Origin of the sequence: Moraxella sp., from assembly GCF_030525845.1 — a bacterium.
GTDB lineage: Bacteria > Pseudomonadota > Gammaproteobacteria > Pseudomonadales > Moraxellaceae > Moraxella.
In genome coordinates, this window is record NZ_JAUNDY010000016.1 from 1 (window position 1) to 20,222 (window position 20,222).

Sequence of the window (20,222 nt, forward strand, 5' to 3'; positions counted from 1 at the left end):
ACTTCGCCACGAGTTTTTTGGGCACGAGTACCTTGACGAGCACCAGCCAAATAGGCAGTTACGACTTGGTGTACCAAAGCTTCGTTGAACGCACGACCAAAAGTAGTCTCTGATAGTTCAACCGCCGCACCTGTAACAGTTTTTAAATTCACGTTAAATCCCCTTAGGCTTTGACTGACGGACGGACGATAACATCGCCACCATTAGCACCAGGCAATGCACCTTTGATAACAAGCAAGCCTTTGTCCGCATCGATAGATACGATTTCTAGACCTTGTACAGTAACACGCTTATTACCCATTTGACCAGGCATTTTTTTGCCTTTGAAGACTTTACCTGGAGTCTGGTTTTGACCAGTAGAACCAAGTACACGGTGAGACACAGAGTTACCGTGAGATGCGTCTTGGGTGCGGAAATTGTGGCGTTTTACACCACCTTGAAAGCCTTTACCTTTGGATTGACCAGTTACGTCAACAATTTGACCAACTTCAAAAGTCTCAACGCCAAAGCTACCGCCAACTTCACGACCTTCTAGCTCGCTTGCGTCAGCACGAAACTCCCAAACGCCACGACCAGCTTGTACGCCAGCCTTAGCGAAGTGTCCTTTTTGAGCAGCAGTTACACGACTTTCACGACGCACACCAGTGGTAACTTGGATTGCGTTGTAGCCATCAGTATCTACTGTCTTGATTTGCGAAATGCGGTTCGCGTCAACCTCAACCACTGTTACAGGGATAGATGCACCTGCTTCAGTGAAGATTCGGGTCATACCACGCTTAATACCGACTAAACCAATCGCCATTTTAGACCTCTTACTTCTTTAATCGTTAATATTCAACCAGTGATTCAATTAGCCTAAGGCGATTTGAACATCAACACCAGCAGCCAAATCCAATTTCATTAGTGCATCGACAGTTTTGTCAGTAGGTTGCACAATGTCAATCATGCGTTTGTGGGTGCGAATTTCATACTGGTCACGAGCGTCTTTATTGACGTGTGGTGATGTCAATACGTTGAACCGCTCAATACGAGTCGGCAAGGGAACAGGTCCACAAACTTGGGCTCCTGTACGCTTTGCGGTATCGACAATCTCTTGTGCCGACTGGTCAATCAAACGATGGTCAAATGACTTGAGTCGGATACGGATTCTCTGGTTAGCCATGCCAACAAGCTCCTAATTTAAGTGCTTTTTGAAACTTCCATCTAATGATGTCAGTCTGTGTTCAATAATTTACCGTCATCTTTAAAACAAAACGAAACAAAACCCTGTCTGCATACCATGAACAGGCAGCAACAGGAAACTGAATCATAGTGCCAAAAACGATGCTTCGGCTGTGGCGTTGTAAATGTTATGAAAAACTAAAAAGTTTTTGTGATTTAAAACTTTTGCTTGGGAAATTTTAAAAAAATTACAAACAAGAAGTACAACGCATTAAAATGTCTGCCTATTATACACAAAAATCATTAAAATGCAAGGGGATTTTGGGGAATTTTAGACTTTTAGGGCGTATTTACCCCAGTCATACTGATTGTTTGGAGTAATCGTCAATGCGATATCCAAAAGTTTGGATAGGTCAAAAATAGCCTGATGGTCGGTCAAAAACTCTGCTAAAGACGGCTCCGCCATGACCGTAAGTGTGGACGATGGGTGTTTTTTATGATGAGACAAAATATCCGCCAAAAGTTCAAATGCCGCCGCTTCATGAGTGGGCATTTTGCCCGTACCACCACAAACATGGCAAGTTTGGCTCAATGCGTCTGATAAAGCCCCATGCACTCGCTCACGAGTAAGTGTCAAAAGTCCAAACGCTCCGATGGGAGAGATGGTAATTTTGGCAATGTCTTGGGAGGTTGCTTGGGAAAGCTCGGCAAAAATGGCTTTTTGGTGGCTTGTATGCACATCGATGAAATCCACCACCACAATGCCTGAAATATTACGCAAACGAAGCTGATGAGCGATGGCGTGAACTGCTTCTAAGTTGGTATGATAGGAAAGCTCGGTTGGCGTGCGAGCGGTCGCCGAACCTGTATTGACATCAATCACCGTCAAGGCTTCTGTTTCATCAAACAACAAATAGCCCCCTGATGGCAAATCCACACGCCTACTCATGGCTGTTTTGCGACCCAACCGCCAAACATCATCAATGGCAAGCGTTGGCTCATAAACAATACGAGTAAGAAAATCAGGCATGGTCAATTCACAAAACACACGAATCTGCCGATAAGTCGCTTCGTCATCAACCTTGACCACCGCCACATCGTCCGCCATTTCACGCACACCATCAATCACAGAAGGCAACTTGGACAGCATTAAGCTGGGTTTGTTTGTGTTTGCTTTTGTCTGCAAAATCATTTGCCAATGCTCATGCAAATGACGGATATTGTTTGACAAGATTTTTTCAGCAACACCCTCACTTGCGGTACGAGCTGTCCAAGCTCCTTGCAGGTTTTGAGTAAATGCGGTCAATGCCGTGCGTAATCTTTGGCGGGCTGATTTGTCCATGCGATGAGAAACGCTAACGGACGTTTTGGAAAATGGGCGATACACCACATACCGACTTGCCAAACTAATATCGGTAGTTAGTCTTGCTCCTTTGGTGGCAATCTCGTCTTTGATGACTTGCACCAAAAGACGCTCGCCTTGATGCACAAGACGATGAATGGGAGTGGCTTTATCTGAACACACCATGTCGTTTTTGTGCAACAATGCCGTTCGCTCACGTCCAATATCCACAAAGCATGCGTCCATGCCCGCCACCACTCGCACCACCACACCAAGATAAATGTCGCCTACATTGGCATTTTTTTGGTCAAAAACACGCCACTGACAAAGTCTGCCATCATCTATCAAGGCAACTTGGGGTGTGGCAATGGTGGAAATCAGCAAGGTTTTCACGGACAAATCTCGTCCGTCATTTGTGTCAAAAGCTCATGCGTCTGTGCAAGCGGTAAGCCTACCACGCTCGTATAACTGCCATTGATGGCACGCACCCATGACATTGCCCCACCTTGAATGGCGTATGCACCCGCCTTATCAAGTGGCTCGCCTGTTGCCCAATAACGCTCTTTTTGGCATTCGGTCAAGCGAGCAAACTGCACATCGGTAGCAACTGTGATGGTTTTTTGGCGAAGAATTTGCCGACCTTTGGCGACACAAATACAAACAGCAGTCAAAATCTGATGGGTGTTGTCAGATAATTTATCCCACATCGCCCATGCGTGAGCTTTGTCGGTGGGTTTGGTCAAAATCTCGCCATCAACCACACCGATGGTATCTGTACCCATGACAAAAGTCAACTCATCGATGTCGTGTGCAACAGCGAGTGCTTTGGTATTTGCCATACGCACAACATAATCCCAAGCTGACTCGCTGGGTAAAATCGTCTCATCAATGTCAGCAGGCCTAATATCAAAATCGTCCACAATCTCTGACAATAGCTCTTTTCGGCGTGGCGATGACGATGCCAATATAACCCTAACCATCAAAACGCCCGCTCTTTTAATTGAGCATTTACCCAATACAACGGATACCAAAGTAGCGGAAAAAGCATGATGCTGGTCGCCAAAGAGCCAAAACCAAGCCAAATAAACTCATTATAAGAAAATGCCTGCAATACCCACAAAGACAGCTGATACACCACAAGCCCTATCGTCCCCAAAAGCCACGCTTGCGACAACGCCAACTCTTTGGCATATAATAGCAAAATACGCACCACAAACGCCATCAATACCGCACTAAATGCTTGATGTCCCAAATGCGTCCCCAAGAGCAAATCTGACACCATGCCCACCAAAAATACCGACCACACCCCAAGCATGGTTGAGCGGTACATGACCCAAAAAACAAGCGTCATCGCCAAAAACATGGGGCGTAATTTTGCCAAATCATAGCCTAACGGATAGACATTTAACATAGATGCTATCACAAAACTGACAATCATACCGATAATGAGAAATGGCTTTGAGTTCATGAAAATAACAAAAGATGGTAACTAGCCCTTATTGGGGTTTGAGGTGTTTTTAGGTTGCAATATCAACACATAGCGACTGTCCAAAAAATCGGCGGCAGGCGTTACGCTGATGTCAGCAAAATTATCCGTGCGAGTGGTATCAATATCCAATACTTCTCCCACTTTATACCCAGCAGGGAAACGCTCGCCCAGCCCCGATGAAATCAGCTCATCGCCTACTTTTACGTCTGCCGTCTTAAAAATATAATCCAAGCTAAGACCATTGGGCTTGCCGTTGCCTGACACCATCGCACGCTGTCCTGTGCGAGCCACCACCACCGCCACCGACTGCTGTTCATCAGTAATCAAAAGCAAGCGAGAGGTGTTGGCGTAGACGTTGAGGACTTGCCCCAAAATACCATTTTCGTCAATCACAGTCTGACCGATTTTTACGCCGTCATTTGCACCCTTATTTAACACCACCACTTGACGCAAAGGATTGGAATCAGTACCAATCACACGAGCCAGCAACAAATGATGTTCGGTAGATTGGGCGGTACTTAGCACCCCATTTAGGCGAGCATTTTGGGCGATGAGATAATCTTGGGTTTGAAGTCTGGCTCGTGCTTGAAGCAATTCAGCCTGCAAACGAATATTTTCACGGCGTAGCGATTCTTTGGTATGGGAAGCACTTTGCAGATACTCCATAGCATAAGATGGACCGACAGAGGCTTGGTAGATGGGTTGCATAGAGGCATGGCTTAAATTTCTAACACCCTCAAACCACTTGGGGTTTTTACTATCTAGCAACATAAAAATTAAAGCAAGCACCAAAAAGGCGGTCGTCATGCGTGCAAAAATGGGCTTTTGAGAAAAAATACTAGGAAGCATTATCAGGCCTGTGCTTATCTTATGCTGATGAAGCCATTAAAAAACAAACAAAGCGGTGCATGGACACCGCTTCATCAAAATACGGATTAGACAAAAATCATACTCAAAGACTTGTCATGAATAAAGTCAAGTGCCTTACCGCCACCACGAGATACACAAGAGAGCGGATCTTCGGCGACGAATACAGGCAAACCTGTCTCTTTTGAAAGTAGCTTATCTAAGTTGCGAAGCAAAGCACCACCACCTGTTAGTACCACGCCATGCTCGGCGATGTCAGATGATAGCTCAGGAGGTGTTTGTTCTAGTGCCAACTTAACAGCACTAACAATGCCCGCCACAGGTTCTGCCAAAGCCTCTTGGATTTCTTTGGAGTTTACCGTAAAGGTCTTTGGCACGCCCTCTGCCATAGAACGTCCACGCACTTCAACTTCCAAGTTTTCTTTTTCGTCAAAGACAGCCGTTCCCACTTCTTTTTTGATGCGTTCAGCGGTGGTCTCGCCAATAAAACAACCGTGCGTCTTTTTGACATGACTGATGATGGCATCATCAAATTTATCCCCACCGATGGTGATTGAGTCGGCATACACACAGCCTGACAATGAAATCACCGCAATCTCGGTTGTGCCTCCACCGATATCCACCACCATAGAGCCACTAGCATCATGAACAGGTAGCCCTGCCCCAATCGCTGCCGCCATCGGCTCTTCTAGGATATGCACGCTGTTTGCCCCAGCTGAACGCACCGCTTCCTCAATAGCACGGCGTTCCACTAGGGTGGATTTGCAAGGTACGCATACCACCACGTTTGGGTCAGCCAAAAAGCGTTTGACTTTTACCTTTTTGATGAAGTGTTTTAGCATTTGCTGGGTTACTTCAAAATCAGCAATCACACCGTCTTTTAAAGGACGAATGGCAGTAATATTATCAGGGGTACGACCGAGCATTTGTTTGGCATCAATACCCACAGCTGCCACCGTTGGATTTTGGGTGCGGTTTGAACGCAATGCCACTACGGTTGGTTCATCAAGCACAATGCCCTTGCCAGGGGCATAAATCAAAGTATTGGCTGTCCCCAAGTCAATGGCAATATTGGTAGACAAAAACCCTAACAGATTCATAATGGCTAATTCCAGAAAAACAAAATGGCATGGCAAAATTTACCATCTTCATGAAAAACACAAAAGATGGTTAAAAATTAGCCAGTCGCCTAACATTTAAAAATTTTGCTAAATTATACAGATTTATGCAAAAAAAATCATGATGAATTACGAAAAAATACGAAAAAAATTCATTGGATTTACCAAAATTTTTACAAAACCCTTAAAATTGGGCAATTTTTTGAGGGACTGTTACTAAAAATTACAGAAAATTAGGAAATGAGCAAGAATATGATTCATGCTCATTTTTAGTTGTTTGAAATCGGTCAGTTTGTGGTAAAATTAGCCCCATTAACATTTTATCTCAACTTTTTTAAGGACAACAATAATGAGCCTATCCTCCCAAGACATCAGCAAAGTTGCCAATCTCTCTCGCCTTGCCATTGACGACAATTTGGCAAATGACTACGCCAAAGACATTGGCAAAATCCTCTCCATGATGGACATTTTGGCACAAGTGGACACCACCGATGTCAAGCCCCTAACCAATGTCCACGATGGCGTGCAAGTGCTTCGCCCTGATGTGGTGGATTTAAATGGCTTGGCGGTCAATCGTGAATTAAATCAAGCGATTGCCCCTGCCGTGCAGGACGGATTATACCTTGTGCCACAAGTAATTGAATAATCGTCATTTTCTAATTTTGGAGTAATAAATGCGATACATCAAAACCCAATGGCTACACGATGATGACGATGAGTTTCCAAGCCTTTACTATTCATCTTTTGATGACAAGGGCGATGAAGTGCAACGCATTGAAGTGTTTAAATCGGACAAAATCTTATACGCCGACCACACCAACCAAGAAGGAATTGATGAAACTTGGCTTTATAACACCACGATTGATGATGTGTTGGGCTGTGATGAAGATAATGATGAATTTATTAACACCGAAATTAGCCAAAGTGAATTTGACAAGTTGTGGCAAAATCCCAACAACCCAAAATTTAAACCGTAAATTTTAAAATCAGAGAAAACAAAATGACCCAACTCCACACCCTATCCGTCCACCAAATCGCTGACGGCCTACAAAACAAACAATTTAGCTCGGTTGAATTAACCCAGCATTTTTTAGACCGTATCGCCACGCACGACAAGGCGGTAAATAGCTTTGTAACGGTAACGGCTGACCTAGCCTTAGAACAAGCTCGCCTTGCCGATGACCTGCGTAGCAAAGGCGACACTCGCCCCCTTTTGGGCGTGCCAATGGCTCATAAAGACAACCTGTGTACACAAGGCGTTTTGACCACTTGTGGCTCAAAAATGCTTGCCAATTTCAAAGCTCCTTATAATGCAACCCTAGTGGAAAACATTGCCAATCAAGGCTTTATCAGTCTTGGCAAGCTTAATATGGACGAATTTGCGATGGGTTCGGACAATGAAAAATCCTACTTCGGAGCGGTACACAACCCCTATGACCTAGACCGAGTGCCCGGTGGTTCGTCTGGCGGTAGTGCGTCTGCGGTGGCAAGTGGCTTTATCCCTGTTGCGACAGGCTCGGACACGGGTGGTTCTATTCGTCAGCCAGCCAGCTTCTGCGGGGTTACGGGCATTAAGCCAACCTACGGGCGAGTGTCTCGCTTTGGTATGGTGGCGTATGCGTCCAGCTTTGACCAAGCAGGGGCGTTTGGACGGACAGCACAAGACTGTGCCTATCTTTTGCAGGCGATGAGTGGCTATGACCCCAAAGACAGTACAAGCGTAAACAAAGATGTACCAAACTGGCTTGACGAACTTGACAAAGTAAGTGGCGACAAACCGCTTGCAGGACTGAAAGTGGGCGTACCACAAGCCTATTTTGGCACTGGATTAAACGCCGAAGTCAAAGCCAAAATTGAAGACGCTCTAAAAGTCTATCAAGACTTAGGGGCGACTTTGGTAGATGTGCATTTGACCGACCCACAAATCACCCTTGCCACTTATTATTTGCTTGCCCCTGCCGAAGCCAGCTCCAATTTGTCAAGATTTGACGGCGTGCGTTATGGCTATCGCTGTGAAAATCCTGCCGATTTGCACGATTTGTACACACGCAGTCGCTCGGAAGGCTTTGGGGTGGAAGTGCAACGCCGCATCATTATGGGGACTTATGCCCTAAGTGCAGGCTATTTTGATGCCTATTATGTCAAGGCTCAAAAGGTACGCCGTTTGATTTTAAACGACTTTTTAAAAGCCTTTGAAACCTGCGACATCATCGCCACGCCAACCGCCCCAACGGTTGCCTATAAATTGGGCGAAAACCTGTCCCCTGCCGAAATCTATATGGGTGATGTCTATACCATTGGCGTGAATTTAGCAGGCTTACCAAGTTTGTCGCACCCTGTGGGCTTTGTTGGCGGTTTGCCTGTGGGCTTACAACTCATTGGCAAACATTGGGCGGAAAATACCCTATTAAACACCACGCACGCTTATCAGGGGGCGACAGCGTTTCATAAAGAATTGTCGCCGATTGCCAAGGGCTAAAAAATGGGTGGATTAAATCATTATTTTGCTGTAATGCCAAAAGATAGCAATTATGTGATTGACAATAACAATCCCAATAAAATCATCATTGATGACGGTATTATTTTGTATACTGCCGACACAATGGACTGGATAACAGGGTTTAATCCAAGCGACCAAACTTTTGTGAATGGTTTATGTTATTATGGCATTACTTGTTTTGATAATGACTTAATTCACCCATTTCAAAACTTAATGGTAAATTGGCGAAATATTTTTAGTAATGCTCCTGACGATTTTATTTTAACAGGAAATTGGCAAACTTTTGTGGATAATCCTGATAAAGGTCATTATGAAAAAATATTGGTAAATCGTGATATGTTATTAGGGCAACTTGACATATTGATTGGCTATTGTAAGCAAGTGAGCCATAATGAAAATTTGGTGCTTGTTCATAATGGCATTTAAGGAAAATATGATGTTAATAGAATTACCACCCCACATTGAACAACTGGTGATTGCTCAGGCTCAAAGTGAGCAATTAAGCGTTGTAGAGTTGATTGAAAAATGGGCAAGTGAAAATCAAAAAACACCCAAACCCAATTGGGCGACCGTTTACATCAAATCTTTGCCCAAGCTGATTTTCCAAGTTTAGACATACAAAGAGATGATATGCCAAGAGAAATGATATTATGAGTTATTTGCTGGATACCAATATCATTTCAGAAATGAATAAGCCAACGCCTAATGCCAATGTATTGGCTTGGCTTAATCAAAATCCATTGGCATTTATTAGCTCTGTTACCAAAGCGGAAATGTTATTTGGGCTTGAAAAATTGGACAATAGCAAAAGAAAAAACGATTTAACAGCCCTTATCAATGAAGTATTAGCGGTATTTGATAATCGTATTTTGCCATTTTGTGAAAAAAGTGCCAATCATTATGGCAAAATCGTTGTGTAACGACAAAAACAAGGCAAACCAATTTTAATGGCTGATGCCTTAATTGCCAGCATTGCCCTTGCTAATGGTTTAACGGTGGTTACACGAAATACAAAGGATTTTGCAAATATTGATGGACTGATTGTTTTAAATCCGTTTAATCCATAAAGTGTTTATTTTAAAACAACCCCAATTTATTAAGGATAAACAATGAGCGTTTTAATTGTCCGTACCGAACAATAAACCCATTCTAATTTAAATTAAAAGAGACCCTACTATGACCCAATCCCTACTTATTGACGGCTATGAAGTTGTCATCGGCATTGAAATCCATTGCCAATTAAACACCGCCACCAAAATTTTCTCGCCCGCCTCGACCTGCTTTGGGCAAGAACCCAACACACAAGCCAACATCATTGATTTGGCAATGCCGGGGGTTTTGCCCGTCCTAAATGCCGAAGTGGTTGAAAAAGCGGTCAAATTTGGCTTGGGTGTCAACGCCCAAATCGGACAAATGAACGCCTTTGACCGCAAAAACTACTTCTACCCAGACTTACCCAAAGGCTACCAAACTTCTCAGATGGCACACCCAATCGTGGGGCAAGGCTATATTGACATTTTGGTGAACGCAGGGCAAAAAAACGAGTACACCAAACGCATTGGCATTACCCGTGCCCACCTTGAAGAAGACGCAGGCAAGTCCGTCCACGATGCCGTGCCACAGATGACAGGCGTGGACTTAAACCGTGCTGGCACGCCACTCATTGAAATCGTCTCCGAGCCTGACATTCGCTCGGCGGACGAGGCGGTCGCCTATGTCAAGACCATTCACGAGCTGGTTACTTGGCTTGGCATTAGCGATGCGATTATGGCGGAAGGCTCTTTTCGTGCCGATATCAATGTCTCGGTACACAAGCCAAACACACCCTTTGGCACTCGCTGTGAACTCAAAAACCTAAACTCGTTTCGCTTTATTGAGCGGGCGATTAAATCAGAAATTGAACGCCAAATTGACCTAATTGAAGACGGCGGAAAAGTGGTGCAAGCCACTCGCCTATACGACCCAGAAAAAGACGAAACTCGGGCAATGCGAACCAAAGAAGAAGCCAACGATTATCGCTATTTCCCTTGCCCTGATTTATTGCCTGTGATGATTTCTGATGAAACCTTGCAAGCCATTAAAGATAAAATGCCAGAATTGCCAAGCGTACGAAAAGAACGCTTTGTGAATGAACTTGGCTTATCGGCTTATGATGCCAATGTATTAAATGGTAGTCGTGAGTTGTCGGATTATTTCTTGGAAGTGGTAGAAAAAGTGGGTAAAAATAATGCCAAAATTGGGGCTAACTGGATTATGGGCGATTTATTGGGTTCACTCAATAAAAATGAGCTGACCATCAGTCAATCACCCATCAATGCCGAACGCCTAGCAGGGTTAATTGCTCGTATTTTGGATAATACCATTAGCGGTAAAATTGCCAAAGAAGTGTTTAATTATCTTTGGGAAAGCGACAAATCGGCTGATGAAATTATTAGCGAAAAAGGCTTAAAACAAGAAACCGACACAGGGGCGATTGAGGCGATTATTAAAGAAGTCTTAGCCAATAACCAAACAATGGTTGATGAATATAAAGGCGGAAAAGAAAAAGCCTTTAATGGACTGGTCGGACAAGTCATGAAAGCAAGTCGTGGTAAAGCCAATCCAGCACAGGTAAATGAGTTATTGAAGAAGTTGATTGGGTGAGATATGGAGCGAAATTATCAAAAATTTCCTGAAACTGAAAACGGCAATGTTTTATGGCAACTCACCCAAAAACTAGGGGTATTGCCTGATGAAATCTTGGTGGATTTTGCCATTATTTTTCCAACCTATGAAAATGCTCTCAAATTCGGTATGTTTCTCCTAAAATTTGGTTATCGAGTTCAAGTCAATAATTTAGAAGACTTTCCTGATGTTGACAAGAATGGATATATGGGTGAAGTCATTGTGGGCATTTTTATGGAAATCAATGAGCCAAGTTTAACACAAGCGGAAAATTGGCTGGCAGAGAACTCTAAAAGCCTAAATGGTAAAAACGATGGTTGGGGATTTCTTGGTGATTAGCTTTGAGAGCAATCGGTAAAATGTTAATTTATCACGATTTAACTTTCATAACAAAGCAAAAACCACCCAGCAAAAAAAGGTATCGCCAAATCGTAATACCTTTTTTGAATAACTAACTTTTAAACCATTAAAAAAATCTGTTGAAGAAGTTGATTGTTTAATAAAATAAGCCCCAAATATCGGTTGGTGTTTGGGGTTTTATTTAAGGGCAAATATGTCAAACAAAAAATTTTTCCAATCCAATGATAAATTACCACAATTTTTATCATTTGATTTTTCCGAGTATCAAATTGACCCAAAATTTCAAAATAAAAATTTATCATTTTATGATTATTATTTAGCACTTGCCAATATTGTTCCACATAATTTTGAAAGTTATGCAATTTGTTTACAGCCGATTGGTTATCATCAAAATGGGCAATATATAGAACCAAAAACCAGAAAATCACTATTTGAAGCATTTGAAATTTTGTTAAATGATGATATAGATTTAGATGATTTATGTCATTTGGAAAGTGAGTTATTCCAAAAATGTGGCTTATTACTTTGCACTTCAAACGGCGATTGTTCTGATTTGCAATTTAATTTTATGATAGACACCCTAAAAAATTTGGTTGATAATGACATTTACTATTATTATGAACTTTTAAAAATTATTGGTTATTCAGAATATGATTACAACACAATATCCGAGCTGTTATTTAAAGGAGAGATATTAACTCATCAAGAATTACAACATTATTCAAAAATACATACACAACCAACTTTATTATTTGATGATAGTGAAAAATGGGTAATTGCAACCGAATATGATGTTCCTTATACATTTATTGGTGGAGAAAAATATTTTGTAGAGAGATTTTTAAATAGTGAATATGAAATTTATCCAATCACACCAAAATACCAATGGATTAAGAAATATGATTAAATTAGTTTGTAATACACACCTTAGCACCAACCATTTTTCTTTAAAAATAAATGTAAACCACACCCAATTATTAACCCTTGCCAACACCCATTTAACCCATTTCTTTAAACAAAATGGTAATGATGAATGGTTTATGGCGGAATTTCCTTATGAAAATTTTAGTTGTGGCGGATTATCGCTTGTGTTTAGATAAAAACAGAGTGCCGATTAATGAGTTTTTTGATATAAAGAAAGCTAAAAATACTTGCAAAATCTCAAAACCATGATATAATACACGTCTATTCGGGGTGTAGCGCAGCTTGGTAGCGCACTTGCATGGGGTGCAAGGGGTCGCGAGTTCGAATCCCGCCACTCCGACCAAACTAAAATCTAGGGCTGTCCACAATCGTGCGACAGCCTTAGATTTTTTAATAAAAAACCACCCTGTCAAGAGTGGCTTTTTTTTATTTAACAATTACCGCAATTTTAGCGTCATCAGTGCCAGCACCACAAGAATGATACAGACAATCCAAAAACGAATGACGACTTTGGTTTCTTTTAGTCCCAATTCTTCAAAATGGTGGTGCAAAGGTGCCATGCGAAAGACCCGTTTTTTACGCAGTTTATAACTGCCCACTTGGATAATCACCGACACCGCTTCCGCCACAAAAATCCCGCCCATCAGGATAAACGCAATCTCTTGGCGAGTCATCACCGCAATCGTGCCAAGCATACCGCCAAGCGATAACGCCCCGACATCACCCATAAAGACTTCGGCAGGGGCGGCGTTGTACCACAAAAAGCCCAAACACGCCCCAATCATGGACGCACAGACCACGACCACCTCGCTATTATAAGCGATGAATGGCACGTTGAGATAATTCGCCCACTCTGCATGACCCGACACATAGGCAAAGACCCCAAGCCCTGCCGACACCAGCACCACAGGCAACGCCACCAAGCCATCAAGTCCATCGGTGAGATTGACCGCATTGGACGTGCCATTAATGGCAAAATAAGTCAACGTGATAAAGCCAAGCCCAAAAGGAATGGCGGACAAAGGAATGACCCAGTTTTTAAAGACAGGCAACAGCACGTCCTGCATCGCTCGCATGGTGGTAGGTTCTTGTTGTAAAGCGATGTAATAGAGCGACCCGCCTGCAATCAACGCCCCGACCGACAGCCAAAAATATTTTTTACGAGCAATCAGACCTTGTGGGTTTTTGTGTTTGATTTTTAGCCAGTCATCACGCCAACCGACCGCCCCAAAAATCACCATCACCGCCATCAAAATCCACACATAAGGATTGGCAAGGTTCGCCCAAAGCAGGGTAGAAACACCAATCGCCACCAAAATCAGCACCCCACCCATCGTGGGCGTGCCTTGCTTGACAAGGTGTGTTTTTGGGCCATCGGTACGCACCGCTTGACCGTATTTTAGGTTACGCAGATAGGCGATGACAGGCTTGCCCGCCATCAGCACAATCGCCATGCTCGTCATTACCGCAAGCAAGCTACGAAGTGCCAAAGACGCAATCGTTTGACTTCGCAAAATGTCCAAATAATCAATCAGCCAATATAACATCGTTTACTCGCCTATCGTTTTTGTTAAATCGTGAATTAGGGTCTCCATCGCCATAAATCTTGACCCCTTAAACAGCATTGCCCAGTTTTCGCCATTGTTAATCGTGGACAAAATGGCTTGGGCGACTTGGGTCTTGTCATCAAAATGCACACTGTCAATGTCTGCCTTTTGGGCAAATTCGTGCGTATTTTTCATTAGACTGCCCACACAAATCAGTTTATCCACGCCAATTTGTCCAATCTGCTCGCCAAGCGATTGATGTTCAGTAACTGCGTCATCGCCCAGCTCGCCAATGTCGCCAATGACCATTAGGGTTTTGTCAAATGGCTTTTCATCAAGGAATTTTTGGGCGTTTAGCACCTTTAAGCCTGCAATCATTGCAGGGACATTGGCGTTATAAGTGTCGTCAATAATCAGATGATTGTTAAACGGTTTGAAGTTTAACCGCCCTTTGGCGGGTTTGGCATTGTTTAAACCATTGATAATTAACGATAAATCAAGACCCAACGCCAACGCACACGCCACCGCCGACAAAGCATTGTCGACATTATGCTTACCTGCAAAGGGCAGTAGCACCGCTCCTTCATCAAACTCATCCACCGCCAAATTGACATAGACATCAAAGCTGACCTTGTCCGCCAAAACTTCCACATCATCGGCAAAGACATCGCCCATCACTTGCACAAAGTCTAATTTGTCAAGCTCGGCTTGTTCGACTTCGGAGAGTTTAGAAAAATCCATCGCTTCTCTTGGTGGAACGGCTTGCTCGCCTGTGGTCAGAATTTGATTGGTAAAGCGACTGGCAATGTCCAACAACTGTTCAAAAAAATCATCGCCATAGGGCAATACCGCCACACCATTTTCATTTAAACCTTCAAAAATTTCGGCTTTGGTTTTGGCAATGTTTTCCCGACCGCCAAACTCACCCAAATGAGCCGTGCCAATATTAAGCACGCACGCAACATCAGGCGACACAAGGCGTGTGGTGTAGGCAATCTCACCAATGTGGTTCGCCCCAAGTTCTAGCACGGCAAATTGATGCTCATCACACAATTCTAATAACATCATCGGCACGCCCAAATCGTTGTTCAAATTACCCCGAGTGATGAGTGTGGGGGCGACTTGGGATAAAATTGAACCTAGCATTTCTTTGGTAGTAGTCTTACCTGCTGAACCTGTCAAGGCGATGACTTGTAGGTCAGGGAGTGCGTCTCTGCGGTATTTGCCAAGCAGTCCTAGGGCTTTTTTGCTGTCGCCCACGATAAGCTGGGGCAAGTCGCTTTCTACTTTTTCATTGACAATCGCCAGTACCGCCCCTTTTTCAAGGGCTTGGTTCACAAATTCGTGTCCGTCAAAATTATCGCCTTTAATTGCCAAAAAAATATCGCCTGCGTTAATCGTGCGAGTGTCGGTGGTAATTTTGGTGCTTTGGGCGGTAAATTCGCCGTGCCAAATGGGGTTAAGCTCACTTAAAGCGGTATTTAAATTGTCAAATTGCCAAATATAGGGGGTCATTTTTATACTCAAATTTAGTAAAACTAAGAATTAAAACATCGGGGGTTTAAATACCAAAATACCAATCAAGGTTATTTTGCTTTTTCACGATTGATTGAAAATTATCATCTCAATACCTACTATTATTCGTGATTGGACATTTCATTGGCTAATACTTTAAAGTCCAATCTCCCAAACTTGGTTAATTGGGTTTTTATACTTTTAAGAGCTTGCTCTAAAACTGCCAATCCGTTTGTATCATACACGGTCTGATAAATACTTTGAAAGTCTGGCACATTCGCCCCAATATGATAGTCACACTGCCAAATACCGCCAAAATTCTGCGGTTGATAAATAATGACTTCTAAGGCATAGCGTTCTTTGTTCTTTTTTAATACATAATGCTCATTGATGGCGATATTAGTCGGCATTGGCTCATAAGGTTCAAAATCCATTAACTGATTTTTAATAGCACAAGCTTCATCAAAATTCTTTGCCAAAAATACCAACAAAACCGTCTCGCCACTCGGAATGGGCTTACCAAATCGTTGTAAAGTCGTTTCTGTACCGTCTGCATTTTGGCTTACCACATACAAATCGCCCATTACCGTTTGGTGGGAATTATTCATTTCATCAAGCACGCCTTTTAAAATGGGAATGTCGTTGCCATAATCAATTTCTGCCAAAATTTCATCAGGCGTGTTATCGTCATTTCTTAGGGCAGTGTGGCGTGCTATTTCATTTTTAATGGCACTTTTGGCGATATTGATAAATTTGGGTGGTAGGGCATTTAATAAATATTTTTTGCTCATTTGCCAAATTTCCCAACCATCTCCCCCACCACCACTCTATCATCAAAGTCATAGCGTACGCCCTGAATCTCTTGATAAGTTTCATGTCCCTTACCAAGAATCGCCACAATGTCATTCTCGCCTGCTAATTTTACCGCAAGCTCAATCGCCAATTTGCGGTCAGGCTCAATTTCAATTTTATAATGACTTTCGCAATCCAAGCCTTCTTGCATATCCTTTAAAATCGCCAAAGGCTCTTCGCTTCTAGGATTGTCGGCAGTCAAAATCACTTTATCGGCAAATTTTAGGGCGGATTTGGTCATCAATGGGCGTTTGCCCTTGTCCCTGTCGCCCCCACAGCCCAAGACCGCAAACAGCGTCCCTGTGCAATGCGTGCGTAGGCTTGACAGCACCTGCTCGGTCGCGTCAGGCGTGTGGGCATAGTCCACAATAAACGCCCCAAATTTGGACGGCACTCGCTCCATTCGTCCACTTGCCCCTTTTAAGTGGCTGATAGCACTTGCAATTTTATCAAGGTCAATGCCCGTCGCAAGGCTTGCCCCCACCCCTGCAAGTAGGTTTGCGACATTAAACCGCCCAAGTAGCGGACTCGTTGCCGTCATCTCGCCCATTGGCGTGGCGATGGTTAAGCCCACCCCGTCAAGGCTTGGGGCAATGTTTGTGGCGACAATGTCCGCCCCATTATCATTTAGGCTATAAGTCCACACCGTCAAATTGGACGCTTTTGCTTTATCAATAAAAATCTGACTGTATTCATCATCAAGGTTGATAATGGCGTGGGTCAAATAGGGGAATAGATTTTTGTCAAACAAACGAGACTTAGCACAGGCGTACTCGTCCATATCGTGATGATAGTCCAAGTGGTCTCTTGTTAAATTGGTAAAAATCGCAACCGATACAGGCACGCCCTGCAAGCGGTTTTGGTGTAAGCCGTGCGAGCTTGCTTCAATGGATAGGGTCTCTACGCCTTGTTTGGCATAATCATATAGGGCATTTTGCAGGGCAAAAACTTCTAGCGTGGTGTGGGTGCTGGGGGTTAAATCGCTTAGTCCATTCTCGCCCAAAACACCATTCCCCGCCGTACCCATTACCGCCGTTTTTTGTCCTGCCAAGTGAGCGAATTGGGCGACAAGCTGGCTAATGGTGGTTTTGCCATTCGTGCCCGTTACGGCAATGACGGTCGGTAAAGTGCTAGGCGATTGATTTTGCAGGGAAAATTTAATCAAATCGCCCAAATAGGTGCGAATGTCTGGCGTGATAAATATGGGCGTTTCATAGCCAATCACAAAGTCAGAAATCACCGACAAATCAAGCTCGGATAGTACAAATACCGCCTTGTCCGCCACTTGATTGAGATACGATTTGATCTTCTCAAAATCAGGCTCGCTTCCTTGCGGTTTTAATAAAATAAACACATCGCCATCCGCCACCTTTCGGCTGTCCACTTGTAGGGCATTAAAAGGCAAATTGGCTAGGGTTAAGTCTTGTAGGTTGGCAAGTTCCTCTGGCAATACGTCAAACTTAGTAAATAAATCAGTCAACATCATCATGGCATTTCCTTTTTACTCTTTTAAATCAAGTGGCTTATCGTAGGGGACGTTATATAGACGCAGACTCTCTTTCATCACTTTGGCAAAAACAGGAGCGACTGTCTGCCCTGCGTACTTACCCTTTCTAGGGTCTTCCACCAAAATTACCGCCACAAAACGAGGATTGGTCGCAGGCACAAACCCTGCAAAAACATTGCGATACTGGTCGCTATAATAGCCTCCTGTTGGCTTAGCACGCCGTGAAGTTCCTGTCTTGCCTGCCACATGGTAGCCATTAATGGCAGCCTCCATGCCAGTACCCCCTTTTTCAGTAACGCTAATCATCATATTGGTGATGTCTTTGGCGTACTTGGGCTGAATGATTTGTTTGGCTGGCAATACCGACTCGTTTTTTACCAGTCTTAATTGATTCATCATGCCGTCATTGGCAAGGGCGGCATAAGCCTGAGAAATCTGTGCCAACGTTACCGATTGTCCGTAGCCATATGACAATGTCGCTCGGCGAGTAACGTCTTTTTCGGTAGGGATATCCACCCTACCCGATGCTTCTGAGGGGAAATTTAAAGCGGTTTTTTGACCAAAACCAAACTCTCGTTGCATGTTTGCAATGGCATCATATGGTAAACTAAGAGCAATCTTGGCGGAGGCAACGTTGGAGGATTTTTGAATGAGTTTTCCCATCGTCATGCGTCCATAATTACCGCCATCTCTGATATTATAGCCCCCAATCCTCATTGAGCCGCCACTGGCATCAATTAATGTACGAGTAGAGTATTTGCCAGATTCTAGGGCGGCCGCCACCGTAAAGGGTTTCATGACCGAGCCAGGCTCAAAAGTATCTAGCACAGGACGGTTACGCTCACTTGCCCCTTGTCGCTTGGATAAATCATTGGAATTAAAGGAGGGCCATGATGCCATCGCCAGTACATCGCCTGTTTTTGCATCCACAATCATGCCTGAACTAGACCGTGCAGACTGTACTCGCCCCAATTCTTCTAGACCTTTATATAAAATATATTGCAATCGTGAATCAATGGTCAGATGAATGTCTTTACCCTCTACTTTTGGGGATAATTCCTTGATTTCGCCAATTGCACCTTTGACGGCACGCAAGGTTAGTACTTGACCATTTTGCCCTGCCAACACCGAATTGTATTTTAATTCAATACCAGCACGCCCGCCATATGTCGAAGCCTCATCTTGTGAGTAACCCATATACCCCAAAATCTGTGCCATAGACTCTGGTTGTAGATAATAACGCTTATCGACGCTTTCCTTGAATACACCTTTAAAATTCAACGCAGTAACGGCATGAGTCGCCTCAGGAGCTACTTTATTTAAAAGCACCAATCGCTTTGAACCTGCCCCATGCGGCAGAGCATTTTGGACACTCTCTGGGTCATCCAAGTCCACATCAAGTTTAATATTTACTGCTCGCTCTAAGGTTTCACGTGAAACACCGCTGGCATCTGCCAACTTTGCCAAATCAAGCTCATTTAATTCACGTTCATAAGCCTCACGGCTTGCCTCACTCTTGGCGTTTTTGGCTTTCTTTTTTAGATCATAATATACTTGTGCATAGTCATAAGGACTAAAAATCACAGTGGTTAGAGGAGCGTTAGCTGCCAATGGAATGCCATTTGTGTCATAGATGATGCCGCGATGAGCCACGAGGGGTTTTTTGGCGGTAATGAGCTTATTGCCTTGTGCGATATAATAATCCGATTTGATGACTTGCAACCAATAAGCTCTGGCAAATAACACCACCGCAAAAAACGCCATAATCGCCCAAATCGCACGATAGCGGTTGATGTCTTGAAGCCCACCCAACAAAGACACGCCAGAGCCTTTTTTGGGTTTGCCTGTATTGGTCTGGGTAGATTGGCGTTTTACCGCCCCTTCTTTGCTTGTTTTTTTACCCAAACTGCCAATTTTATTGAGTTTTTCTGCAATGTCTTTATTTGAGGCTTTGTCATTTGGGACTTGGTTTTTGGTTTTGTTATTCATGTAGCCCCCCACTTAATTGCTTGATGCTGGTGTCATTATCCATGCTAACAGGCTCGCCCATAATCTGCTCCTTGACACTCGGGTAATACATGGCAAGCTCCCCAACAGCACGCTGTGCCACCTGCGGTGTTGCACTAAATGTCTGCTGTTCGATAAGCAGACGACTCTCCTCAATTTGTAGCTCCGTCATTGCTTGTTTTAGACGAACCAACTCTTGATAGGTTTGGTGGCGTTTTTGAGTTTGAATGACAATCATGACACCCGTCATTAGGATGGCAAGTAACAACGCACCGACAATCAGCCGATACAGACCCAATAAACCAACCTGCTCTGTGGTGTATTCTTGTAACTGCGTGTCGGTGCGATGATTCATGATATTATTATAAG

Annotated in this window: 24 protein-coding genes and 1 tRNA gene; 11 read left to right on the top strand and 14 right to left on the bottom strand. The window is 43.6% G+C overall.

The genetic code is table 11. From position 1 onward, the window contains the following. The 8 genes from rplD to Q4B79_RS06815 form a co-directional block, all read right to left on the bottom strand. A partial coding sequence (gene rplD / locus Q4B79_RS06780; RefSeq protein WP_303085706.1) for a 50S ribosomal protein L4 occupies positions 1-152 on the bottom strand: 152 nt, incomplete at its 3' end. Positions 153-163: 11 nt separating this feature from the next. After that, positions 164-802: a 50S ribosomal protein L3 gene (gene rplC, locus Q4B79_RS06785; protein ID WP_303085669.1), complete on the bottom strand. Its 639-nt coding sequence runs from the start codon at positions 800-802 to the stop codon at positions 164-166. 48 nt (positions 803-850) lie between these two features. Next, positions 851-1,162 carry a 30S ribosomal protein S10 gene (gene rpsJ, locus Q4B79_RS06790; RefSeq protein WP_003656991.1) on the bottom strand — a complete coding sequence of 104 codons (312 nt, stop codon included), beginning with the start codon at positions 1,160-1,162 and terminating at the stop codon, positions 851-853. A 330-nt stretch (positions 1,163-1,492) separates the two neighbouring features. Further along, positions 1,493-2,896 carry an Rne/Rng family ribonuclease gene (locus tag Q4B79_RS06795; RefSeq protein WP_303085707.1) on the bottom strand — a complete coding sequence of 468 codons (1,404 nt, stop codon included), beginning with the start codon at positions 2,894-2,896 and terminating at the stop codon, positions 1,493-1,495. Further along, a complete protein-coding gene (locus tag Q4B79_RS06800; protein ID WP_303085670.1) occupies positions 2,893-3,483 on the bottom strand; it encodes a nucleoside triphosphate pyrophosphatase in 591 nt (196 codons plus the stop codon). The genes Q4B79_RS06795 and Q4B79_RS06800 overlap by 4 nt, the downstream gene beginning before the upstream one ends. After that, complete coding sequence (gene mreD, locus Q4B79_RS06805) at positions 3,483-3,971, bottom strand: rod shape-determining protein MreD (protein ID WP_303085671.1); 489 nt, start codon at positions 3,969-3,971, stop codon at positions 3,483-3,485. The genes Q4B79_RS06800 and mreD overlap by 1 nt, the downstream gene beginning before the upstream one ends. A gap of 21 nt (positions 3,972-3,992) precedes the next feature. Next, positions 3,993-4,841, bottom strand: coding sequence for a rod shape-determining protein MreC (mreC, locus tag Q4B79_RS06810; RefSeq protein ID WP_303085672.1), 849 nt, complete (start codon positions 4,839-4,841; stop codon positions 3,993-3,995). Between the two features lie 86 nt (positions 4,842-4,927). Beyond that, entirely contained in the window at positions 4,928-5,959 is a 1,032-nt protein-coding gene (locus Q4B79_RS06815; protein WP_303085673.1) for a rod shape-determining protein, read from the bottom strand. A 367-nt stretch (positions 5,960-6,326) separates the two neighbouring features. On the opposite strand from Q4B79_RS06815, the gene gatC reads away from it, so the two are divergent. From gatC to Q4B79_RS06870, 11 genes are all read left to right on the top strand, one after another. Further along, complete coding sequence (gatC, locus tag Q4B79_RS06820; protein ID WP_303085674.1) at positions 6,327-6,623, top strand: Asp-tRNA(Asn)/Glu-tRNA(Gln) amidotransferase subunit GatC; 297 nt, start codon at positions 6,327-6,329, stop codon at positions 6,621-6,623. Between the two features lie 28 nt (positions 6,624-6,651). Beyond that, positions 6,652-6,954 (top strand): hypothetical protein, encoded by a 303-nt coding sequence (locus Q4B79_RS06825; protein WP_303085675.1) that lies wholly within the window; start codon positions 6,652-6,654, stop codon positions 6,952-6,954. 23 nt (positions 6,955-6,977) lie between these two features. Continuing rightward, positions 6,978-8,456: an Asp-tRNA(Asn)/Glu-tRNA(Gln) amidotransferase subunit GatA gene (gene gatA, locus Q4B79_RS06830; protein WP_303085676.1), complete on the top strand. Its 1,479-nt coding sequence runs from the start codon at positions 6,978-6,980 to the stop codon at positions 8,454-8,456. Between the two features lie 3 nt (positions 8,457-8,459). Beyond that, complete coding sequence (locus tag Q4B79_RS06835) at positions 8,460-8,903, top strand: hypothetical protein (RefSeq protein ID WP_303085677.1); 444 nt, start codon at positions 8,460-8,462, stop codon at positions 8,901-8,903. A gap of 10 nt (positions 8,904-8,913) precedes the next feature. Continuing rightward, positions 8,914-9,090 (top strand): hypothetical protein, encoded by a 177-nt coding sequence (locus tag Q4B79_RS06840; protein WP_303085678.1) that lies wholly within the window; start codon positions 8,914-8,916, stop codon positions 9,088-9,090. Between the two features lie 37 nt (positions 9,091-9,127). Next, positions 9,128-9,397 carry a PIN domain-containing protein gene (locus tag Q4B79_RS06845; protein ID WP_303085679.1) on the top strand — a complete coding sequence of 90 codons (270 nt, stop codon included), beginning with the start codon at positions 9,128-9,130 and terminating at the stop codon, positions 9,395-9,397. 256 nt (positions 9,398-9,653) lie between these two features. After that, positions 9,654-11,120 (top strand): Asp-tRNA(Asn)/Glu-tRNA(Gln) amidotransferase subunit GatB, encoded by a 1,467-nt coding sequence (gatB, locus tag Q4B79_RS06850; RefSeq protein ID WP_303085680.1) that lies wholly within the window; start codon positions 9,654-9,656, stop codon positions 11,118-11,120. A 3-nt stretch (positions 11,121-11,123) separates the two neighbouring features. Next, positions 11,124-11,480, top strand: coding sequence for a ribonuclease E inhibitor RraB (locus Q4B79_RS06855; protein ID WP_079325846.1), 357 nt, complete (start codon positions 11,124-11,126; stop codon positions 11,478-11,480). Positions 11,481-11,694: 214 nt separating this feature from the next. After that, a complete protein-coding gene (locus tag Q4B79_RS06860) occupies positions 11,695-12,408 on the top strand; it encodes a hypothetical protein (RefSeq protein WP_303085681.1) in 714 nt (237 codons plus the stop codon). After that, a complete protein-coding gene (locus Q4B79_RS06865; RefSeq protein WP_303085682.1) occupies positions 12,401-12,601 on the top strand; it encodes a hypothetical protein in 201 nt (66 codons plus the stop codon). The genes Q4B79_RS06860 and Q4B79_RS06865 overlap by 8 nt, the downstream gene beginning before the upstream one ends. Positions 12,602-12,691: 90 nt before the next feature. After that, positions 12,692-12,768: transfer RNA gene (locus Q4B79_RS06870), tRNA-Pro, on the top strand. A 94-nt stretch (positions 12,769-12,862) separates the two neighbouring features. Here Q4B79_RS06870 and mraY read toward each other — a convergent pair. The 6 genes from mraY to Q4B79_RS06900 all read right to left on the bottom strand — a co-directional run bounded on the left by mraY (position 12,863) and on the right by Q4B79_RS06900 (position 20,208). Beyond that, positions 12,863-13,972, bottom strand: a complete 1,110-nt coding sequence (gene mraY / locus Q4B79_RS06875) for a phospho-N-acetylmuramoyl-pentapeptide-transferase (RefSeq protein ID WP_303085683.1) — start codon at positions 13,970-13,972, stop codon at positions 12,863-12,865. A gap of 3 nt (positions 13,973-13,975) precedes the next feature. Continuing rightward, positions 13,976-15,487, bottom strand: coding sequence for a UDP-N-acetylmuramoyl-tripeptide--D-alanyl-D-alanine ligase (gene murF / locus Q4B79_RS06880; protein ID WP_303085684.1), 1,512 nt, complete (start codon positions 15,485-15,487; stop codon positions 13,976-13,978). A 122-nt stretch (positions 15,488-15,609) separates the two neighbouring features. Next, on the bottom strand, positions 15,610-16,278 hold the full coding sequence (locus tag Q4B79_RS06885) for a hypothetical protein (RefSeq protein WP_303085685.1): 669 nt from the start codon (positions 16,276-16,278) through the stop codon (positions 15,610-15,612). Next, entirely contained in the window at positions 16,275-17,828 is a 1,554-nt protein-coding gene (locus Q4B79_RS06890) for a UDP-N-acetylmuramoyl-L-alanyl-D-glutamate--2,6-diaminopimelate ligase (RefSeq protein ID WP_303085686.1), read from the bottom strand. The genes Q4B79_RS06885 and Q4B79_RS06890 overlap by 4 nt, the downstream gene beginning before the upstream one ends. 12 nt (positions 17,829-17,840) lie before the next feature. Further along, entirely contained in the window at positions 17,841-19,835 is a 1,995-nt protein-coding gene (locus Q4B79_RS06895) for a penicillin-binding protein 2 (protein ID WP_303085687.1), read from the bottom strand. Continuing rightward, positions 19,828-20,208, bottom strand: a complete 381-nt coding sequence (locus Q4B79_RS06900; protein ID WP_303085688.1) for a cell division protein FtsL — start codon at positions 20,206-20,208, stop codon at positions 19,828-19,830. The genes Q4B79_RS06895 and Q4B79_RS06900 overlap by 8 nt, the downstream gene beginning before the upstream one ends. Positions 20,209-20,222: the final 14 nt, after the last annotated feature.